Raw genomic sequence first — 16,901 nt, 5'->3', positions numbered from 1 at the left:
CCCTACGTGATCAACTCGGACGAACCCAACCCTACGCCCGGATGCTGGGAAGTGGGAGGTCAGGCGGCGGGCGTCACGCGGACGGGGCGGAGGGCGCGGCACCCGAGGGCGCCGCCGGCGGCTCGGTCGTCGGCGGGGGCGGCGGGGCGTCCAGGCCCATCGGCTCGCCGCCGGTCACCGGGCCGGGCAGGTCGACCGTCGCGGGCGCCGCGGCCGGCGCGCCGGCGATGGTCAGCGTGCCGAACTTGACCCGGGCCGCGGTGAGCAGGCCGTCGTCGGCGTAGCAGTAGATGCCGACGTCGACCGGCGCGGACAGCGAGGCGGAGATCGTGTCGATCGAGAAGCAACTGCCGGAGGAGCCGGCGAGCGGCTGGGCGGCGGTCACCGACAGGGCCGCCTGGCGGTCGGTGAAGACCGGCAGCCACTGCCGGAAGACCCGCTGGACCTTCGGGTCGTACGACCGGGGGACGCGCTTGCCCGCCTCGGCCACCCGGACGCAGGACGGGCTGACCGGGTTGGTCGCCGAGGGGATCGCGCACTGGAACACGCCGGCCGGGAGCTGCGCGATGGACACGTCGGCCGTACCGCCGAGGGCGCCGGCCGGGATGTCCACCCGCCAGCTGCCGTCGGTCGCGACCGTCGCCAGCACCGAGCGCGGGGCGAAGCCGCGCGACTCCAGGGTGTAGATCGCGGAGAACCGGTGGTCCTCGGCCAGCGCAGCCCGCGCGGCCAGCGCGACCCGGGCGTCCTGGTCCGCCGGCGGCGCGGACACTGACGCGGACGGGGTGGGCTCCGGAGCAGGCGCCGAGTCGCCGCAGGCGGCGACGCCGACGGTCAGCAGGGCGGTGGCCAGCGCGGGCAGTACACGCTTGGCGGGGCGGGAGCGCATCGAGACATTCTCGCCTCTCGGTGCCCGGACCGGTCGTTGCGGGCACCGGAGACCTTTCCCGGCGTGTCGCCCGGGCCCGTCGGCCGGATTCTGGGATCGCGTGTCAGTGATCGGGACGCCCGCGGCTAGTCTGGGTGTCGATTGACCGACTGGCGCCGCCGGCCCCGATCTTGGCCAGGCGGCGTCGGCACGTACGGGGTGGAAAGGAGCCGGCTGCCGTGGCCCTCGTGGTGCAGAAGTACGGCGGTTCGTCCGTGGGTGATGCCGAGCGCATCAAGCGCGTGGCGGAACGCATCGTGGCGGCTCGCAAGGCCGGCGACGACGTGGTCGTGGTGGTGTCCGCGATGGGCGACACCACGGACAACCTGCTCGACCTCGCCAACCAGGTCAGCCCGCTGCCGCCCGGCCGCGAGCTGGACATGCTGCTGACCGCCGGCGAGCGCATCTCGATGGCGCTGCTGGCGATGGCGATCCACAACCTGGGCTACGAGGCCCGGTCGTACACGGGGTCGCAGGCCGGTGTGCTCACGACGAGCGTGCACGGCAAGGCCCGGATCATCGACGTGACCCCGGGCCGGCTGCGCACCGCGCTGGACGAGGGCGCGATCGCGATCGTGGCCGGCTTCCAGGGCGTCTCGCAGGACACCAAGGACATCACCACGCTGGGCCGCGGCGGCTCGGACACCACCGCCGTCGCGCTCGCCGCCGCGCTGCACGCCGACGTGTGCGAGATCTACACCGACGTCGACGGGGTGTTCACCGCCGACCCGCGGATCGTCTCCAACGCCCGGCACATCAAGCAGATCACCTACGAGGAGATGCTGGAGCTGGCCGCGGGCGGGGCGAAGGTGCTGATGTTGCGATGCGTGGAGTACGCCCGCCGTTTCAAGGTGCCGATCCACGTACGCTCTTCGTACTCGAACAAGCAGGGCACGCTGGTCACCGGATCGATGGAGGACGCGGGAGTGGAACAAGCGCTGATCACCGGGGTCGCCCACGACCGCAGCGAGGCGAAGATCACCATCGTCGGTGTGCCCGACGAGCCCGGCGCGGCCGGCCGCATCTTCGAGACGGTCGCCCAGGCGGAGATCAACATCGACATGATCGTGCAGAACGTGTCGACCGAGGGCACCGGGCGCACCGACATCTCGTTCACGCTGCCCAAGGCCGACGGCCCGACGGCGATGGCCGCCCTTGACAAGATCAAGGAGAAGACCCGCTTCAAGTCGCTGCTCTTCGACGACCACGTGGGCAAGGTGTCGCTGATCGGCGCCGGGATGCGCTCGCACCCGGGTGTCGCGGCCTCGTTCTTCGCCTGCATCGGCGAGGCCGGCGTCAACATCGAGATGATCTCGACCTCGGAGATCCGGGTCTCGGTGGTCTGCCGCGACAGCGACCTCGACACGGCGGTCCGGGCCGTGCACGACACGTTTGAGCTCGGCGGCAACGAGACCGCCGTGGTCTACGCCGGGACCGGCCGGTAAGCAGCGCATGCCGCAGCAGCAGCCCACGCTGGCTGTCGTCGGAGCCACCGGCTCCGTCGGCACGGTCATGCGTGAGCTGCTCAGCTCGCGGCGCAACGTCTGGGGCGAGATCCGGCTGATCGCGTCCGCGCGCTCGGCCGGCAAGGAGCTGTCCTGCCGGGGCGAGCAGCTGGTGGTGCGGGAGCTGACCCCCGAGGTCTTCGACGGCGTCGACGTGGCGATGTTCGACGTGCCCGACGACGTGTCGCTGGCCTGGGCGCCGGTCGCCGTCGCGCACGGCGCCACGGTGGTCGACAACTCGTCCGCGTTCCGGATGGATGCCGACGTCCCGCTGGTCGTGCCCGAGGTGAACAAGGACGAGCTGCGCCACCGCCCGCGCGGCATCATCTCCAACGCCAACTGCACCACAATGGCGATGATCATGGCAATCGCCCCGCTGCACCGCGAGTACGGCCTGCGCGAGCTGGTGCTGGCCTCGTACCAGGCGGTGTCGGGCGCCGGGCAGATCGGCGTGGACACCCTGCACGACCAGCTCATGAAGGTGGCCGGCGACCGCACCCTGGGTTCGCGCCCGGGCAACGTCCGGCAGGCGGTCGGCGACGACCTCGGCCCGTTCACCGCCCCGATGGCGCTGAACGTGGTGCCGTGGTCCGGCGAGCTGGCCACGGACGGCTGGTCGTCGGAGGAGCTGAAGCTCCGCAACGAGTCCCGCAAGATCCTCGGCCTGCCGTCGCTGAAGGTCTCCGCCACCTGCGTCCGGGTCCCGGTGGTGACCGGTCACTCCATCGCGGTGCACGCGGTCTTCGCTTCGGAGCTGGATGCGGAGGGTGCCCGCCAGGTGCTCCGCAACGCCCCCGGGGTGATCCTGGTCGACGACCCGGAAGCGGGCGAGTACCCGATGCCGATCGACGCGGTCGGCACCGACCCGTCCTGGGTGGGCCGGATCCGCCGCGCGATGGACGACCCCCGGGCGCTGGACCTCTTCATCACCGGCGACAACATGCGCAAGGGCGCGGCCCTGAACACGGTCCAGATCGCCGAGCTGCTGGCCGCGGAGATCAGCAAGGGCTGACCCCGGGCGCCCCGGTGGCGAGGACGCCCGGCGCGCTCCGCGTCAGGAGAGGCTGACCTCGACCCCGCCCGAGAACGGGCTGTCGTGCAGCTCGACCGCGGTCAGCTTGACCGACTTGGGCACGTCGAAGATGAGCCGGCCCTTCGCGCTGTTCCCCGGGTTGATCTCGTTGAGGAACGTGGCGTTGTCCTCGTTGGCGTACAGCTCCGCGGTGCCGTCGTTGGAGAACTCGGTGCCCTTGGCGTCCATCGCCTTCTGCGACGAGCCGTCGAAGTACTGGGCTTCCTTACCGATGTTCTTCACCTTCACGCTGACCTGGCAGAACTTGCCCTGCGCCTTCTTGTTCAGGTAGGTGCTGCCGACCTTGGTCTTGCTGCAGTCGACCTTCGACACGACAAACTCGAACTTCCCGTCGCGCACCGGGTCGCCGAGGCCGGGCCCGGCCTTGGGAGCGGGGGCCGCGGTGGTCTTCTTCGCCGGCGCCGGCTTCGTCCCGGCGGCGTCCTGCTCGGCGAGCGGCGCGGCGACCTCGTCCACCGTGACGTCCGGCTTGTCGTCGCCGCTCGCGACGGCGGCGATGGTGCCGCCCACGCAGCACAGGCCCAGCAGCCCGCCCACGATGCCGATGATCAGCTTGGCGTTGCCCTTCTTCGCCACGGGCGGTGGTCCGGCCATCGGGTGCCCCGGCGGCGGGCCGTATCCGGGGGCCACCGGCGGCTGGTAAGGCTGATTCGGGTCGTACGACATGGGGTGACTCCTGGCGGACCGGGACGAGGACTGGTGCGCGGCCGAGCCCCAGTCCAAGAAACCCGGCCGCCGGCTCACCATGGGTGTCCCGCGGTCCGACACGCCGTAGGCGCGACGGGAAGTCGGCCGGGTGCCGACGTGATCGAGACGAACGCGATCCGGCGGGCGAAGAACGTCTGCGCAGCCGAGCCGGTCGGCGCGGACATCGGCCGGAAGAGCGACGGCGTTCGGCGGGAAGGTCAGTGGTGCGAGACCGACGTGGACGCCTTGCGGGAGTACATCTCGGCGTCGGCGGCGGTGACCAAGGTATCGCCGGAGAGGTGTGCGCCGGTGCCGGTGGCCACGCCGACCGCCGCGCCGATGCCGAACTCGTGGCCGGCCCATCGCACCGGCTCGGCCGCCAGCTCCTCCACGCGCCGGCGCAGGACCTCGGCCTCACCCGGACCGGCCGACGGGCACAGGATCAGGAACTCGTCGCCGCCGATCCGGGCGGCCAGGTCGCCGGGGCGGATCGCCGTGGTCAGCCGTTCCGCGAAGGTGCGCAGGACCTGGTCGCCCGCCTCGTGGCCGTACTGGTCGTTGATGATTTTGAATTTGTTCAGGTCGCAGTAGAGGACCGCGAGGCCGGGCAGCTCGCCGCGGCGGCAGCGGAGGACCGCCTCGTCGAGCAGGGCGAAGAAGCGCCGCCGGTTGACCAGGCCGGTCAGCTCGTCGTGGTGGGCCTGGTAGCGCAGCGCCTCCTGGTCGGCGGTGCGCTGGGCCAGCAGCAGGCCGATCCGCATGATGACCAGCGGGATCACCAGCAGCGTGCCGAGCGACAGCAGCAGCGTGTCCGGCTCACGGCCGAACAGCAGCGGCAGGCTGCCGACCACCGGCACCAGCGCGAGCACCAGGCCGAGGCTGCGCAGGCTCACCGGGGTCAGCTCGCGGCGCCGCCAGCCGATGGCGTGGGCGAAGTCCTTCGCGCTCGGGTGCAGGGCCGCCGCGGCCACGCCGAGGTAGCCGATCATCGCGCACAGGTCGACCAGCGGCGAGTAGTAGTCGCTGTCGATCCTGGTGGTCAGCAGCGAGGCCACCACGCTGACGACGGCCGTGGCCAGGCTGACGAAGAAGTAGTTCATCGCGGTGCGGGCGGTGCCGGCGGTGCCGGCGATCCGCAGCAGCGCACCCAGGGTCGCCGTCAGCAGCAGCAGTTTGATCAGATAGGCCGCCTGGGAGGCGGCGGGTGAGCCGATCTGGAGCAGGTGCGGCCGGAGCAGGAATTCCCACACCGGCGTGATCATGCCGATGGCGATCAGCGCGGCGTCGAGGATGCCACCGCGGTCGCCGGCGCCGTGCCGGACCACCACCATCAGGGCCGCACCGAGCACGCACAGGTAGGCGGCGACCTGAACGAGCAGGTTGCCCGGTCCGGCGGCGCCGACCGGCACGCCCAGGCCGAGATCCATGAACCAGAGATAGTTGAAGATCGTGAAGAGGCCGGAGCCGAGCAACAGGATGAGCCAGGTGCCGCGCCGGTCGATCTGGTTGATCCGGATCCCGACGGCGATCGCGGCGATCGGTACGGCACTCACGACCGTCACGATCCCGAGCCGCACCCACTGCGGGCCCAGCAGGTACAGCACGCAGGCGACCACCGTGCTCACGGCGAACGCGACATGAACGAGGCGGGGATGCCCGTGGGGGCTCCCCGCCTCGTTGATGGTCTGCATGCGCCTACTATCGGTGGCCGTACCGTCGTCTTGAGGTTTCCCGCGCTCAGCGGACGCTGACCGCCGAGGCGGAGCGGGCCACCTCGTCCGCGGCCGAGGTGACCAGGCCGCGGGTCTGGCCGGCCAGCGTGACCTGCTCGCCCATCACGGCGGAGGCCAGGCGCTGGGCGTCGGCCACCGAGCTGAGCCGGCTGGTCATCCCCGACACCGCCGCGCCGACCGCGGCCGCGCCCGTGGTGACGTCGTTGACGGTGGCCTCGATCCGGGCCGTCGCCTCCGCGGTCTGCCCGGCCAGCTGCTTGACCTCGCTGGCCACGACCGCGAAGCCCTTGCCGACCTCGCCGGCCCGGGCCGCCTCGATCGTCGCGTTCAGGGCCAGCAGGTTGGTCTGGTCGGCGACCGCCTGGATCAGGCCGGCGATCGTCGCGATGTCGGCCACGGAGGTGCGCAGCTCCTCGAGGGACTTCAGCGCCAGGTCGGCGTCCGTCAGGGTCGTGCCGACCTGGTCGCTGGCGTGCTCGACCGTGCGGGCCACGTCGGACAGGGCGGACTCGAAGCCGCCCAGGGCCTCGTCCGCGTCGGTGCGCAGGCGGGCGCCGGTCTCGCTGGTGTGCTGCAGGACGCTCTCCAGCCGGACGGCCATCTGCTCGGCCCGGTCGAGCTGGGACGCGGCCTCGGCGCGGGCGGTCTCCTCCCGGCGCGCGGCCTCGTCGGCGGCGGCGCGCAGCAGATTCGCGCTCTGCTCGGCCTGCTCGGCCTGCTGACGCTCGTTCTCCCGGCGGGCGACGGCGTCGAAGTGCCAGTAGGTGATCTGGGCGGCCGAGATCGCCAGGATGAAGAAGGAGTGCAGCAGCGCCCGGCCCAGGATGTCGCCGGTGGAGTGCGCGCCGTGCGCGAAGACCAGCTCGGGGGCGATCAGGCCGATGCCGAAGTGGTGCACCGCGACCAGCACCACGGCCGCCGCCAGCGCGATCCACTCCTGGTAGAGGCTGATCAGCGCGATCACCACGAAGAAGTGGAAGTGCAGGTCGATCGCGCCGCCGCCGGCGTGCACCACGGCGTCGGTGGCGAGCAGGAAGCCGATGCTGGTCCAGAGGGCCCGGCCGAGCTGGGTCGCCGCCGTGCCGGAGACCACGCCGCAGACCAGCACCGCGCCGAGCACGGCCAGCAGCATCGTGGCGTGCCGGCCGGGACCGAGCTCCCCGGTGAAGAAACCGAGCACCAGGATCACCGGTACGTGCAGCCACAACAGCAACCGCAGCACCCGGTGCCGGGCGGCGAAGGCCTGGTCCGACAGGGTGACCTGGGGGACAAGACGGCCGAGCATGCTCATCGGTGCACCTTTCACAGAGCGGGGTCCTCGATCAGGATGTCCCGCCGCCGGTGCCGCCGCCGGTGTTCGCGAGTAGCGCCTCCGTTGCCGTGGCCGAGATTAATTCTTGAAGTTTCTTTACAAATACGGCCGTATCTAGTTGAGTCGATGTAACTCCCCGTTCCCCTCGCGCCAGTGCGCGTCCCCCGACGCACGGAAGGTGAGCCATGTCCAAAAAACGGCTCCTATCGATCGTGGCCACAATCAGCGTCGCCCTGGCGGGCACCGCCGCGGCCCTGCTGCCGATGACGGTTTCGAACGCGGCCGAGGCCTGCGTCGCCGCCTACAACAACTCCACGGTCTACACCGGGAGCATGCGCGCCTCGTACAACGGCCGGAACTGGACCGCCAAGTGGTGGACCCAGGGCGAGGCGCCGAGCACCGGCGGCTCGGGCGTCTGGGCCGACAACGGCGCCTGCGGCGGTGGCACCACGCCGCCCCCCGGTGGCGGCACGACCTGCAACTACCCGAACTGGGCGGCCGGCACCTTCTACCCGGCCGGCTCGATCGTGAAGTACACCAACGGCAACTACTACCGGGCCAAGTACGAGAACCCGGGCTACGACCCGATCATCAGCACCTGGTTCTGGGAGCCGTTCGCGTGCAACGGCGGTGGCGGCACGACCACCCCGCCGCCCGGCGGCGGATCGGGCAGCTTCCCGGTCAGCGAGTCGCAGTTCAACCAGATGTTCCCGAGCCGGATCCCGTTCTACTCGTACGCCGGCCTGATCGACGCGGTCAAGAAGTACCCGGCGTTCACCACCACGGGCAGTGACACGGTGAAGAAGCAGGAGGCCGCGGCCTTCCTGGCGAACGTCAACCACGAGTCCGGCGGCCTGGTCTACGTCGAGGAGATCAACCAGGCGAACTGGCCGCTCTACTGCGACCGCTCCCAGTCCTACGGCTGCCCGGCCGGGCAGAACGCGTACCACGGCCGCGGGCCGATCCAGCTGAGCTGGAACTTCAACTACAAGGCGGCCGGCGACGCGCTCGGCATCGACCTGCTGAACAACCCGGACCGGGTCAAGAACGAGGCGTCGATCGCCTACCAGACCGCCGTCTGGTACTGGATGACCCAGCGCGGCCCGGGCACGATGACCCCGCACGACGCCATGGTCAACAGCCGTGGTTTCGGCGAGACGATCCGCAGCATCAACGGCTCGCTGGAATGCAACGGCGGCAACCCCGCTCAGGTGCAGAGCCGGATCGACGCCTACAACCGGTTCGCCGGCATCCTCGGTGTGAGCCCGGGCGGCAACCTGTCCTGCTGATCGTTTCTCAGGGGCGGGAGGGGGTGCGGTCGCTGCGGCCGTACCCCCTCTGCCTGGGTCTAGAGCGCGAGTTGCGGCCGGGCCGGGACCCCGACGACGGCCGGGCTGACCGACCGGGCGGGCAGTTGCTGGGGCACGGTGCTGGGCACCAGCATCGATTCGAGGGCGGGCGCGATCGGCCGCCGCTCGTTGATCTGGATGAGCCGCGCGGCCCGGGCGAGCGAGCCCGTCTCGCCGTCGCGGAAGCCCTCGCGGTAGCCCTTCTCGTAGCGTTCGCCACGGCCGAGGGCGCGGCCGAGGGCGAAGCAGGTAGAGCCGGCGAGGGCGAGTAGGAAGAGCAGCGCGAAGGGTGTCACGACAAGCCTTTCAGCGATTGTTGACGGCCTACAGCCCGCAAAATAGCCCAAAAAGGACAGCGTTCATGCGTGGCCGCGAGTCAACTACGCGTTCGGGTGACCCCTTGTTTCAGGCGGCCTGCACCGGGGACCGGTCTCTGAACAATCCCGGCAGATCGGCGGCATCCGTCGGCCGGCACAGGTGGTATCCCTGGCCGTAGCAGCATCCGAGCCGGCGCAACGCGTCGAGCTGGGCGGCATTCTCGATCCCCTCGGCGATCACCCGCAGGCCGAGGATGTGCCCCAGCTCGACGATGGTCCGGACCAGGGCCAGATCCTCGTCGGTCAGCTCCGTCCGCGCGATGAACGCCCGGTCGATCTTCAGCTCGTCGACCGGCAGCTGCCGCAGGTACGCCAGTGACGAGTACCCCGTACCGAAGTCGTCGATGGACAGCCGCACCCCCAGCTCGCGCAGGCTCGCCAGGGACGCCACCGCCGCCCGCGGGTCGCTCATCAACACCGACTCGGTCAGCTCCAACGTCATCGCGCTCGACGGCAGCCCCGCCACGGCCAGCGCCCGGGTCACGTCCGCGGCGAACCGCGGATGCATCAGCTGATGGCCCGAGACGTTGACGTTGAGGTTGAGTCCGGGATGCACCCGGCGCCACGCCGCCACCTGGGCGGTGCTGGTCTCCAGCGCCCACTGTCCGATCTCCACGATCAACCCCGATTCCTCGGCGGCCGGGATGAAGTCGGTCGGCAGGACCAGGCCGCGAGCCGGGCTGTGCCAGCGGATCAGCGCCTCCACCCCGGTGATCTCGCCGGTGTCCAGGCGCACCAACGGCTGGTACTGCAACTGGAACTCGCCGCCCGGCAGGGCCTGGCACAGATCGCCGCGCAGGCTCAGGTAGTCCAGCGCTTCGGCGTGCATGTGCGGCTCGTAGACGACGACCTTGCCCGGTCCCTCTTTCTTGGCCCGGTACATCGCCACGTCCGCCTGGTTCAGCAGCACGTCGGGGTCCGTGGCCGACCCGCAGGCGGCCACCCCGATGCTCGCCCCGATGAAGACGTCCCGGCCCGAGATCCGGAACGGCGCCTTGATCGCGGCGATGGCCCGTTCGCCCACCTCGACGGCCGTCTCGCCGGGCGAGTCGGTCATCAGCACGGCGAACTCGTCGCCGCCGAGGCGGGCGGTGGTGTCGCCGGCCCGGACGCACCCCCGCAGCCGGCCGGCCACCGCGGCCAGCAGTTGGTCACCGGCCTCGTGGCCGAGGCTGTCGTTGACCGCCTTGAAGCGGTCCAGGTCGATGAAGAGGACGCTGGCCGGGCCGGTCGTCGCGGTGCGGGAGGCGAGCACCCGGTGGAAGATCTGCAGGAACAGGCCGCGGTTCGGCAGACCGGTCACCGCGTCGTGGTGCGCCTCGCGGACCGCTTCGACCGTACGGGCGTCGGTGAGCGCGAGGCTGACCTGTTGGGCGAAGGCGGCGAGCTGGTCGCGTTGCTCGGCGTACCGGTCGACGGCGCCCGGCAGCTGGGCGATCAGGCTGCCGGCCACCTCGCCGGTCACCCGGAACGGCGCGGCGATGACCGTGCCGTGGCCGGGCCGGTCCGGGTCGGCCGGGCGCATCAGCACGGTGCCGGTGGTCATCGCCTCCCGGGCGGCGGGGTGCGTTCCCTCCGGGTCGGCGCCGCCGGCGCCGTCGGGACCGGAGGCCGAGGCCACGGTGAGCCGCGGGTTGCGATCCGTCCCGGCCAGGACGAGCGCCACGGGTACGCCGCCGAGCAGGGCCGCCGTGCCGCTGGTGACCGCGTCCAGGATCTCCGGCAGCGGCTTGCGGTTGGAGATCTCCCGCTGGATCGTCAGCAGCGCCTCGACCAGCATCCCCCGCGTCCGCGCCTGCTCCAGCAGCACCAGACGCTCGGCGGCCTCGCGTTCGCGCTCGGCCCGGACCGTCCGCTCCGCGCCCAGCACCCGGATGCTCCGCAGGGCCAGGCCCAGCACCCTGGCCATGCCCCGCAGCACCTGCCGCTCCTCGGCGTTCAGCGGCTCGTCCAGCCGCGCCACGATCAGTGCACCGCCGAGGTCCGCGCCGAGGTCGTTCGGCACCGCGTGCAGGTCGCCCAGGCCGGTGACCGTCAGCACGCCCGGCGCCGGCGCGATGGCCAGCAGCGCCTGGACCGGTACGTCCGCGCCGAAGCCCCACGCGCCGTATACCTGTTCGTGCAGCACCACGGCGCCCACCTCGGCGTCGACCAGCTCGGCGGCCCGCTCCACCGCCAGCGCGATCGCCGTCGGTTCGTCCGCCGCCGCGGTCACCACAGCGAAGTAGTCCGTGAGCTGGTGCATCGACCAGGAGACCATGGTCAGGCCAGGGCCAGCGTCACGAGCGTGAGGGCGTGGGCGCCGGATGAGCCCCGCACCCGCGCGACCTCGCCCATCGTGTAGAAACCGCCGAACGGCACCGCACCGCCCACCACGCCACGAATGGCCGCGACTTCCTCCCGGGTGCCGTCCGGGCCGAGCTCGCCGCGCCGGCCGCCGCAGTCGAAGGTGAAGACGCCCAGGGGCGCCGCTCCGCCGAGCGCGTCGACCGCCTGGGCGCAGGACTGCGCGGCCCCGCCGATCATCGCCTGGTACTCGCTGTCCATCAGCCAGCAGACCGCTTCCTGCGGTACCGGCGCCGACGCGAGGAGCGACCGGTCGTTCTCGTCGCCGCCGTGCAGCACCCGGATGTCCTCGCCGTTGCGCCGGGACAAGCCCAGCGCCAGCAGGGAGGCGTCTCCCTCGAAGAGGTCGGCGGCCGTGGCCGCGCCCCGTCGGCGCAGCAGCACGTCGAGAGCGGGCTCGCCGTCCAGCTCGAAGACCCGGCCGCCGTCGCTGCGGGTGGCCACCATCGCCGGTTCGGTCCGTTGCCAGCCGTGCGCGATGCCGACCCCGAGCGGCGCGTCGGAACCGAGCGCGATCCCCACCACCGCGCCGGACAGCACCTGGTCGCCCTGGAACTGGAAGGAGCGCCGCGAGCCGTGATCGTCACCGGAGAAGCCGCCGACCAGCGGCACCGCCGCGCCGAGCACGGAGTAGGCGCCCCGGACGACCTCGTGCGGGTCACCGGTCAGGCCGTCGCAGAGCAGCATCAGCGTGGTGTACGGCCGGTCCATGCCGGTCATCGCCGCGGCCACGTCCGCCCCGGCCGCCCGGTGCCCGTGCGCACCGACCTGCGCCGCCCGGGTTCGTACCGTGAAGCCGTCACCGCCCAGCGCGATGACCGCGACCGAGCCCAGCGTCGCGCCGCCCGTGGACGACAGCTCGCCCAGGGTGGTACAGCCGATGATCTCCGCCGCCGGGCCCGCCTCGGACCGGACCGCGGCGAGCAGCGCGGTCAGGTCATGGCCGGTGGAGCAGAAAACGAAAACAGCCTTGGCGGTACGCCCACCGAGCGCCGTGGCCACAGCCTCGGCGCCGGCCTTCACGGAATCCGGCGCGGCGCTGTGGCCGGCGCCGAACCACCGCCCTTTGACAGTCTGCACGTTCTCCCGATCGGCAGGCCGCGCCCCCCAACTGAGTTCTTCTCGTCGTGTCCTGACAGGCTGGGTGCGTGACTGACTCTGACCTTGCGCGGCAGGTCCGCGACGTGAGCCGGCTGACCGGCGAGTTCGTGCTCCGCTCCGGCCGCACCGCCACGGAATACTTCGACAAGTACCAGTTCGAGGCCGACCCGGTGCTGCTGGACCGGCTCGCCGAGCAGATGGCGGTGCTGATCCCCGAGGGCACCGAGGTGCTGGCCGGGCTGGAGATGGGCGGCATCGCGGTGGTGACCGCGCTGGGCCGGCACGCCAGACTCCCGTGCGCGTTCGTCCGCAAGCAGGCCAAGCAGTACGGCACCGCCCGGCTCGCCGAGGGCGCCGAGGTGGCCGGCCGCCGGGTGCTGGTGGTCGAGGACGTCGTCACCTCCGGCGGCCAGGTGGTCATCTCGACCGGCGAGCTGCGCAAGCTCGGCGCGCACGTCGACCACGCGCTGTGCGTGATCGACCGGCAGGAGGGCGGCGCCGAGGCGCTGGCCCAGGAGGGCATCCGGCTGCGGGCGCTGCTCACCCGCGCCGATCTGTCATAGCCAGGACCCACTCCAGGTAGGCGGGATTCCCCCCGAGCACCGGTACGGCGAGCACACACGGCACGTCGTACGGGTGCTCGGCGTCGGCCCGCGCCACGATCTGTTCGACCAGCGTGACCCGGGTGTGCAGGGCGACACGGGCCTCCTGCTCGTCGTGGACCGCGCCCTCCCAGCGGTAGACGGAGCGGATCGCGGCGGTCTGATGCCCGCAGGCGGCGAGCCGGTCCTCGACGAGCCGGCGGGTGAAGCCGGCCAGCCAATCGGCGTCGGCGGCGGTGATCACCACCTCGCAGACCTGCTCGCCGGGCACGGCTCAGAGCTCGCAGTTGACGTAGCTGCCGGGCTCGCCCGGGAGGCAGAGGTCGTCGTCCGGGCCACCGTCGAGGTCGCCGCCGACCCGGTCGTCGTCGGGGTCCTGCTCGACGGGCGGGCCGCCGTCCGGCACCACCGGCACGGTCCAGCCGTACAGCTTGTCGTTGCCGGGCCCGCCGGACACCTTGTCGAAGCCGTCGCCGCCGACGACCAGGTCGGCGCCGGTGCCGCCGAAGAGGGTGTCGTTGTCGAAGCCGCCGTACACCTCGTCGTCGCCGGCGCCACCATCGACAGTGTCCTTGCCGTTCCAGCCCTTGAGCAGGTCGTTGCCGCCCAGGCCGGCGAGCACGTCGTTGCCGCCGTACCCGTTGAGGGCGTTGGCGGACGCGTTGCCGGTCAGCCGGTCGTTGCCGGGGCCACCCTCCAGGCCCTCCACGTCGAGGCCGATGCTGTCGTGCTCGCCGCTCTCGCCGTCGTCGCCGCTGCGCCCGTCGGCGTCCGCGATGATCGCCTTGGTGCGGTTGCCGTAGGCGAGCCAGTCGAAGCCGGTGCCGCCGTGGAAGACGTCGGCGGACTTCACGCCGTCGTAGATGTGGTCCTCGCCGGCGCCGGCCCAGACCGTGTCCTTGCCGGCGGCGGGGTCGATGGTGTCGTTGCCGGTGCGCCCGACCAGGGTGTCGTTGCCGTCGCCACCCTCGAGGCGGTCACCGCCGTCGCCGGCGTCGAGCAGATCGTTGCCCGCCCGGCCGCGGAGCGTGTCGTCGCCGGCGTTGCCGTACAGCTTGTCGGCGCCGGTGCCGCCGTCGAGCAGCTCGATGGCCGCGCCGCCGGTCAGCTTGTCGTTGCCGGAGCCGCCGTACACGTTGAACCGCAGGCCGGTCCGGTTGACGAAGGAGTCGTTCTGGTCGCCGAGCGTCACGATGACCGTGCCGGGGTTGGCGACCGTGCACGTGACGACGGTCTTGTGCCCGGAGACGGCCCGGCAGCCCTTGCCGGCCTTGAGCGAAACCGTGTCGTCGAAGGTGATGGTGGTGCCGGAGCGGGTGACGACCAGCTGGTTCTTCTTGCCGTCGGCCGCTTTGTACTGCAGGTAGGTGCCCACGGCCACGGTGCCGGTGGCGGCGGCCTGCGCGGGTGCGGCGAGGAGCAGGGATCCGAGGCCCAGCATGGCGCTGAATCCCAGGGCTGGCAGGGCTTTGTCACGCATACGTTTCCCCCATGGCGGCGTCGACTGGCCGACAAGATACGCCATCCCGGCAAGGTCCGGTGTCCACAATGGGACTTCAGCCGTCGGTGGCGGACGCCTCCCGCGCGGCGGCTTCGAGGCGGTCCCGATAGGAGCCCCACGACGCCTGGTCGAAGCCCGGCATGTTGTCGCTGCCCGCCCCGGCGCCGGCCGCCCCGTCGATGAGCTCGCGAACGATGTCGGCGTGGCCCGCGTGCCGGTTGGTCTCGGCGGTCATGTGCACGAGGATCTGGTGCAGGGTGACCTCGTTGGTATCGGCCGGCCACCACGGCACGCGCCCGCGGGCGTCCAGCGGGAGTGCGGTGATGGTAGCGTCCGCGTGCGCCCAGACCCGGTGGTAGAAGCCGACGATGCTGTCCCGCGACTCCTCGGCGGTGGCCCACATGTCGGCGTTCGGCTCGGCACCCTCGTCCAGCCACGGCAGCGCTTCACCGAACGGCCGCCCGAAGGTCGCCCCGAAATACCCCGCGGCGACGCCGGCGACGTGCTTGACCAGACCGAGCAGATTGGTGCCGGTCGGGACGAGCGGGCGGCGCACGTCGTACTCGGAAAGCCCGTCCAGCTTCCAGAGCAGGGCTTCCCGGGCGAGCCGGAGGTAGTGGGCGAGATCCGATTTCGGGTCCGACACGGTCATGCCGCCGAGGATCGCACAGGGCGTTATCGTGCTCCGCATGCGTGCTGCCGGTTGGCTCGACGACACCCGGGCTTCCTACGACACCGTGGCCGTCAGCTACGCCGGCCTGCTGCGCGAGGCGCTCGCCGGCGAGCCGTTCCAGCGGGGCCTTCTGGGGCTCTTCGCCGAGCTGGTACGCGCCCGGGGAAACGGGCCGGTCGCCGACATCGGCTGCGGCCCGGGCCGGATCACCGGATACCTGCGGGGCATCGGCCTGGACGCGTTCGGCATCGACCTGTCACCCGCGATGATCGAGGTCGCCCGGCGGGACCATCCCGGGCTGCGCTTCGAGGTCGGCTCCATGACGGAGCTCGACCTGCCCGACGAGTCCGTGACCGGCCTGCTGGCCTGGTTCTCCCTGATCCACGTGCCGGACGACGAGGTGCCCAAGGTCCTGAGTGAGTTCTTCCGGGTGCTCCGGCCGGGCGGGGCCTTGCTGCTCGGCTTCCACGCGGGTGCGGGAAAAGTGCTCAAAACCGAGGGGTACGGAGGCCACCCGATGAAGGTCTATGTCCATCGCCGCTCGACGGCTCAGGTCGCGGGCCGGCTGACGGCGGCCGGGTTCACGGTCGAGGCCGAGATGACCCATCACCCGGCCCCGCACATCGAGGGTGGCTTCGCCTTCGCCCACCGGTGAGGTGTGCGCGATTCACCGGTTGCCGCAACTCGCGGCCATTTCCGCGTTGTCCGGCGGTAGTGTTTGTTGATGGGTCAGCCAACGGCCGCTGAATCGTCCGATCGCGACCTCGCGATCGACAAAATGCGGCTGTCGCCCCTACTTTCCTCACGTTTTGCGCGCACCCCGGTCCGTATTGGGGTGGTTGACGGCATTGTCGACGCGCAGCACCCCGACCTGACGACTTCCGCCATTCGCACCATCGGCCCCCTTGGTGAAGTGCCCCGAGGTATGGGGTCGTCGCATGCGACTTTCGTGGCGGGCGTCATCTGCGCGAATGCGGGGTCGCGGGTGCCGGGGATCTGCCCGAATGCCCACATCCTGAATTACCCGGTTGCCGCGCGGCGTGCGGGCTCGCCCGATGAACTGGACGCCGACTCGATGCTGACAGCGATCGAGAGCTGCGTCAGTCTCGGGGCGATGATCGTCAACCTCAGCATTGAACTCGTCCGCCCCGGTCCGCGCATCGAGCGCCGTTTTGCCGACGTCATGAACTACGCCGCAGCACAAGGCGTTCTTGTCGTCCGGGCAACGGGAAACGACGCCACCACGTCCGGCGGCCTGGCGCGGCAGCACGCCTGGCCGATCCGGGTCATCGCCTATCTCGCCGACGGCAGGCCGACGAACCGGACTCACGTCGGGAGCACCCTCGGATGCCAGGGAGTGGGGGCACCGGGCTGGCCGACCCTCGGACTGGACCTCGCCGGCGGCTACCAGATGCTGCGCGGGACGAGCGTCGCGACGGCCTATGTGTCAGCGGCGCTGGCCCTGCTCTGGTCGGCGTATCCCGACCGCTCGGCGGCGAGCATCCGCCGGGCCGTATCGATCCAGAGTCGTCAAGCACCGCGTGCCGTTCCCGCGCTGCTCGACATGTCCGCAGTCCAGAAGGAGTTGGAGGGGCAATGACCGAACAGGACAAAAACGTCGCCCCCGGCGTGCCGACGAGAACAGTGCGCCTGCCCGGGTTCCTGATCGAGGAGCAGGTCGGACTCGGTGACGT

At 71.4% G+C, this 16,901-nt stretch carries 16 protein-coding genes; 6 read left to right on the top strand and 10 right to left on the bottom strand.

What is annotated here, in order from left to right; genetic code table 11:
- Positions 1-73: 73 nt before the first annotated feature.
- Positions 74-889 (bottom strand): hypothetical protein, encoded by an 816-nt coding sequence (locus ACIBQZ_RS17610; protein ID WP_396089692.1) that lies wholly within the window; start codon positions 887-889, stop codon positions 74-76.
- A gap of 218 nt (positions 890-1,107) precedes the next feature.
- Between ACIBQZ_RS17610 and ACIBQZ_RS17605 the strand changes: the two genes are divergently transcribed.
- Both ACIBQZ_RS17605 and ACIBQZ_RS17600 read left to right on the top strand, forming a co-directional pair.
- Entirely contained in the window at positions 1,108-2,373 is a 1,266-nt protein-coding gene (locus ACIBQZ_RS17605) for an aspartate kinase (RefSeq protein WP_396089691.1), read from the top strand.
- A gap of 7 nt (positions 2,374-2,380) precedes the next feature.
- Positions 2,381-3,445: an aspartate-semialdehyde dehydrogenase gene (locus tag ACIBQZ_RS17600; protein WP_396089690.1), complete on the top strand. Its 1,065-nt coding sequence runs from the start codon at positions 2,381-2,383 to the stop codon at positions 3,443-3,445.
- Positions 3,446-3,487: 42 nt separating this feature from the next.
- Here ACIBQZ_RS17600 and ACIBQZ_RS17595 read toward each other — a convergent pair whose 3' ends face one another.
- From ACIBQZ_RS17595 to ACIBQZ_RS17585, 3 genes are all read right to left on the bottom strand, one after another.
- Complete coding sequence (locus ACIBQZ_RS17595) at positions 3,488-4,192, bottom strand: DUF4352 domain-containing protein (RefSeq protein ID WP_396089689.1); 705 nt, start codon at positions 4,190-4,192, stop codon at positions 3,488-3,490.
- A gap of 239 nt (positions 4,193-4,431) precedes the next feature.
- A complete protein-coding gene (locus tag ACIBQZ_RS17590; protein WP_396089688.1) occupies positions 4,432-5,904 on the bottom strand; it encodes a GGDEF domain-containing protein in 1,473 nt (490 codons plus the stop codon).
- Between the two features lie 46 nt (positions 5,905-5,950).
- A complete protein-coding gene (locus ACIBQZ_RS17585; protein ID WP_396089687.1) occupies positions 5,951-7,237 on the bottom strand; it encodes a methyl-accepting chemotaxis protein in 1,287 nt (428 codons plus the stop codon).
- Positions 7,238-7,443: 206 nt separating this feature from the next.
- On the opposite strand from ACIBQZ_RS17585, the gene ACIBQZ_RS17580 reads away from it, so the two are divergent.
- A complete protein-coding gene (locus tag ACIBQZ_RS17580; RefSeq protein WP_396089686.1) occupies positions 7,444-8,547 on the top strand; it encodes a glycoside hydrolase family 19 protein in 1,104 nt (367 codons plus the stop codon).
- 59 nt (positions 8,548-8,606) lie between these two features.
- Here ACIBQZ_RS17580 and ACIBQZ_RS17575 read toward each other — a convergent pair whose 3' ends face one another.
- The 3 genes from ACIBQZ_RS17575 to ACIBQZ_RS17565 all read right to left on the bottom strand — a co-directional run bounded on the left by ACIBQZ_RS17575 (position 8,607) and on the right by ACIBQZ_RS17565 (position 12,410).
- Complete coding sequence (locus ACIBQZ_RS17575) at positions 8,607-8,903, bottom strand: hypothetical protein (RefSeq protein ID WP_396089685.1); 297 nt, start codon at positions 8,901-8,903, stop codon at positions 8,607-8,609.
- Positions 8,904-9,012: 109 nt separating this feature from the next.
- Positions 9,013-11,229, bottom strand: a complete 2,217-nt coding sequence (locus ACIBQZ_RS17570; RefSeq protein WP_396089684.1) for a putative bifunctional diguanylate cyclase/phosphodiesterase — start codon at positions 11,227-11,229, stop codon at positions 9,013-9,015.
- A 17-nt stretch (positions 11,230-11,246) separates the two neighbouring features.
- The gene (locus ACIBQZ_RS17565) at positions 11,247-12,410 is read right to left on the bottom strand and encodes an FIST signal transduction protein (RefSeq protein ID WP_396089683.1); all 1,164 of its coding nucleotides are present in this window, start codon (positions 12,408-12,410) and stop codon (positions 11,247-11,249) included.
- Between the two features lie 68 nt (positions 12,411-12,478).
- On the opposite strand from ACIBQZ_RS17565, the gene pyrE reads away from it, so the two are divergent.
- Positions 12,479-12,994, top strand: a complete 516-nt coding sequence (gene pyrE / locus ACIBQZ_RS17560; RefSeq protein ID WP_396089682.1) for an orotate phosphoribosyltransferase — start codon at positions 12,479-12,481, stop codon at positions 12,992-12,994.
- Here pyrE and cutA read toward each other — a convergent pair.
- From cutA to ACIBQZ_RS17545, 3 genes are all read right to left on the bottom strand, one after another.
- Positions 12,972-13,304: a divalent-cation tolerance protein CutA gene (cutA, locus tag ACIBQZ_RS17555; protein WP_396089681.1), complete on the bottom strand. Its 333-nt coding sequence runs from the start codon at positions 13,302-13,304 to the stop codon at positions 12,972-12,974. The genes pyrE and cutA overlap by 23 nt on opposite strands.
- A 3-nt stretch (positions 13,305-13,307) precedes the next feature.
- Entirely contained in the window at positions 13,308-14,474 is a 1,167-nt protein-coding gene (locus tag ACIBQZ_RS17550; RefSeq protein WP_396089680.1) for a calcium-binding protein, read from the bottom strand.
- A gap of 115 nt (positions 14,475-14,589) precedes the next feature.
- Complete coding sequence (locus ACIBQZ_RS17545) at positions 14,590-15,186, bottom strand: DinB family protein (protein ID WP_396089679.1); 597 nt, start codon at positions 15,184-15,186, stop codon at positions 14,590-14,592.
- A 37-nt stretch (positions 15,187-15,223) separates the two neighbouring features.
- On the opposite strand from ACIBQZ_RS17545, the gene ACIBQZ_RS17540 reads away from it, so the two are divergent.
- Both ACIBQZ_RS17540 and ACIBQZ_RS17535 read left to right on the top strand, forming a co-directional pair.
- Positions 15,224-15,862, top strand: coding sequence for a class I SAM-dependent methyltransferase (locus tag ACIBQZ_RS17540; RefSeq protein ID WP_396089678.1), 639 nt, complete (start codon positions 15,224-15,226; stop codon positions 15,860-15,862).
- A 69-nt stretch (positions 15,863-15,931) separates the two neighbouring features.
- Positions 15,932-16,807, top strand: coding sequence for a S8 family peptidase (locus tag ACIBQZ_RS17535; RefSeq protein WP_396089677.1), 876 nt, complete (start codon positions 15,932-15,934; stop codon positions 16,805-16,807).
- The last annotated feature ends 94 nt before the right edge of the window (positions 16,808-16,901 follow it).

The sequence above is a fragment of the Actinoplanes sp. NPDC049599 genome (assembly GCF_044465625.1).
GTDB lineage: Bacteria > Actinomycetota > Actinomycetes > Mycobacteriales > Micromonosporaceae > Actinoplanes.
The sequence above is the reverse complement of the archived record's forward strand: the minus strand, read 5'-3'. Positions and strand labels throughout refer to the sequence as shown.